Origin of the sequence: Myxococcus sp. CA005, from assembly GCF_006518205.1 — a bacterium.
Taxonomy (GTDB): domain Bacteria; phylum Myxococcota; class Myxococcia; order Myxococcales; family Myxococcaceae; genus Myxococcus; species Myxococcus xanthus.
Window position 1 is genome coordinate 1 of record NZ_SRLV01000184.1, and the last position, 2,851, is coordinate 2,851.

Consider the following 2,851-nt stretch of genomic DNA (forward strand, 5'->3'; position numbering starts at 1 on the left):
TCCATGAACGCCATGTGCCTGGGCGAATGGGTGGAGCTCCTTCGGGAGAAGGCGGGCGGGGTGCCGGGCCTGGGGGGCGTGGGAGAAGGCCTGGCGGGCCTGGTCCTGGAACCGGCCAGCCTCCAGCCCTACCTGCACTTCCGGCGAGGGCGCTACACGCGCAACCTCATCTACCGGGATGCCAGGTTGGAGGTGCTGCTGAACTGCTGGGACGCGGGCACCTTCTCCCCCATCCACGACCATGACGGGCAGGAGTGCTGGTTCAGCGTCCAGTCCGGGGCCTTCGTGCTGGAGAACTACACGCTGGAAGCCGGGGGCCTGGGGCCTGGGCCGGCACGGCTGGGGCCTCCCGTCATGGTGGGCCCCATGGGCGCGGGCTTCGTCGACTTCCGCTGCCCGGAGGCCCCCATCCATCGCGTCACCGCGACGGGAGGCCCCGCCGTCTCACTGCACGTCTACGCGGGGCCGGTGGACCGGTGCCTCGTCTTCGACACGCGACGGCAGCGCTGTGTCTCCAGGGAGCTGCGCTACCACTCCGTGTTCGGCCGCCCGCTGGCCCAGTTGCCGGAAGCGCCGACGCCCTCGGCCCCACTTTGAGCCGCCCGGGGTCCTGACGCCGCGAGCAGCGCGGCGTGGCACCGAAGCGTCCCGGTGCCACGCGACCGCGTCCTGGGAGGACGCGCTACCAGCTCGCTTCGGGCATGGGGGCGTAGAGCTCGCCGCGCGTGCCCTCGAAGAGGCCCATGCGCGCGCCCACGGCGTACACCTGGCGCACGCCGGCCACCAGGGTGGTCCAGGGGGACAGGACACTGATGGAGGTGGCGTCGTCCTCGCTGTTGTCACCCGTCTGGCCCAGCAGTTCGGAGAGGAGCGCGGACGCGGGCTTCTTGCGCGGGTACACCTCCACGTTGACGCGGGCGTCGGCCGGCAGCTTCGCGGCCTCCTTCGCCAGCTCGAGCGCCTTCGGGTAGCCGCCCAGTGCATCCACCAGCCCATGCGCCAGGGCGTCCTCGCCCGTCCACACGCGGCCCTTGGCCAGCGACTGCAGCTTCTCCAGCGGGAGCTTCCGGCTGGCCGCCGCGCGCGTCGTGAAGTCCGCGTAGATGCGGTCCAGCGACGCGTCCATGCGGGCCTGCTGCTCCGGCGTGTAGTCCGCGTCCGAGCCGAACATCTCCGCGTTCTTCCCCGCGGCCACGCTGTCGAAATTCACCCCCAGCTTCTCCCAGAAGCCCGCCGTGACGAACTTGCCCGCGTACACGCCGATGCTGCCGGTGAGCGTGCCCGGATGCGCGACGATGCGGTCCGCCTCCATGGCGACGAAGTAGCCACCGCTGGCGGCGTAGCTGCCCATGGTGACGATGACGGGCTTGCCCGCCTCCTTCGCGCGCTGCACCTCGCGGCGGACGGTGTCACTGGCCACGTAGCTGCCGCCCGGGCTGTCCACGCGGAAGACAATGGCCTTCACGCGCGAGTCCTCGGTGGCCTTGCGCAGCGCCGCGGCGACGCTCTCCGCGCCCATGGACTGTCCGCCCGACAGCGGGTTGGACTGGTTCTTCCCGCGCATCACCTCGCCCACGCCGTACACCAGGGCAATGGTGTTGCCGGACACGTTTGGCTTGCCAGCGCGCTCCAGGTACTTCTTCACATAGAGAAAGCGCGCGCCCTCGCCGGCCTGCTCCTTCAGCCCGCCGAGCACCTCGTCCCGGTAGCGCAGGCCCGTCACCAGCTTCGCCTCCATCGCCTCCTGGGCCATCAGCGGCGCCTTGTCGATGAGGCCGCGCACGACGTCCTCCGTCAGCCCGCGGTCCTCGGCGATGCCGCGCACAATCTGGCCGAAGAGGCTGTTCGTGAAGCCCTCGGTGGCCTCGCGGTGCGGCGCGGTGAAGTCCTGCTCCGTGTAGGAGTTGATGGCGTTCTTGTACTCGTAGCGGGCGAAGTAGCGCGGCGTCACGCCCAGCCTGGTGAAGGCCTCGCGCGCGAAGGGCAGCTCGAAGGCGAGCCCGTTGATGTTCACGTCGCCCGACGGCTGGATGTAGATTTCGTCGAAGGCGGACGCCAGGTAGTAGCCCAGCGTGCTGTTGCCCAGCTCGCCGAAGGAGTCGGAGTACGCCACCGCCTTCTTGCCCTTGGCGCGGAAGGCCTTCACCGCGTCGCGCAGCTCCTGCGTGGCGGCCGGCGTCCCCGGATGGCCGATGCGCACCAGCAGGGACTTCACGCGCGCGTCGTCTCCGGCCTTCTCCAGCGCCTCCACCACGTCACGCACCGTGGTGGGTTCCTCGCCAAAGGCCCCCATCAGCGACTCCCCTCCCCCGTGCTCCGACAGCGGGTCTTCCAGGTCCAGCTCGAGCACGAGGTTGGAGGGCACCCCGGGCTTGCTCGCGGACGCGAGCAGCATCAGGCCCACGAGGCCCACCACGAAGAGGACAGACAGCGCGCCCACGAAGGCCAGCGCGCCGATGAAGAATCGTTTCATCCGAAGGGACTCCTGATGCCCGGGAGAGACAGGGTACGGCCCTGGCAAGGCGTGCTTACTACTAACGCGCGCGGGCGACGATGCTTGCGCGTCCCCGTGCTTTCCCCGCGTGACGGTACGCCCGCGGCCGGGCCGGGGATGGCCACCACAGGCCCTCGTCGAGCGGCGGAGGAGGCACGGCGGGCCGTGGCTGTCACGTCGGCGACGCCGGGTTGCTCGGAGTGCCACCGTCCGGGATGGCCTGGGGGACATCTCGGGTTAGAAGCCGGTGCACTCCCAGACGACCCGCGAGGACCGCATGAAGCGTCGTACCCCGCTCTCCCTGATGGCGGCCCTGATGATGGTGGCCGGCACTCCAGTGTGGGCCCAGACTCCCGC

Annotated in this window: 2 protein-coding genes; one reads left to right on the forward strand and one right to left on the reverse strand. The window is 70.3% G+C overall.

What is annotated here, in order from left to right; translation table 11 throughout:
• Positions 1-597, forward strand: a 597-nt coding sequence (locus tag FMQ63_RS36955) for a cysteine dioxygenase family protein (protein WP_368667217.1), incomplete at its 5' end; no start/stop codon positions are given.
• An 85-nt stretch (positions 598-682) separates the two neighbouring features.
• On the opposite strand, the gene sppA is transcribed toward FMQ63_RS36955, so the two are convergent.
• On the reverse strand, positions 683-2,473 hold the full coding sequence (gene sppA, locus FMQ63_RS36960) for a signal peptide peptidase SppA (RefSeq protein ID WP_026113903.1): 1,791 nt from the start codon (positions 2,471-2,473) through the stop codon (positions 683-685).
• Positions 2,474-2,851: the final 378 nt, after the last annotated feature.

Excerpts from the sequence above, each read along its gene's own strand:
- sppA (WP_026113903.1), bottom strand. The coding sequence starts at position 2,473 with ATGAAACGATTCTTCATCGGCGCGCTGGCCTTCGTGGGCGCGCTGTCT.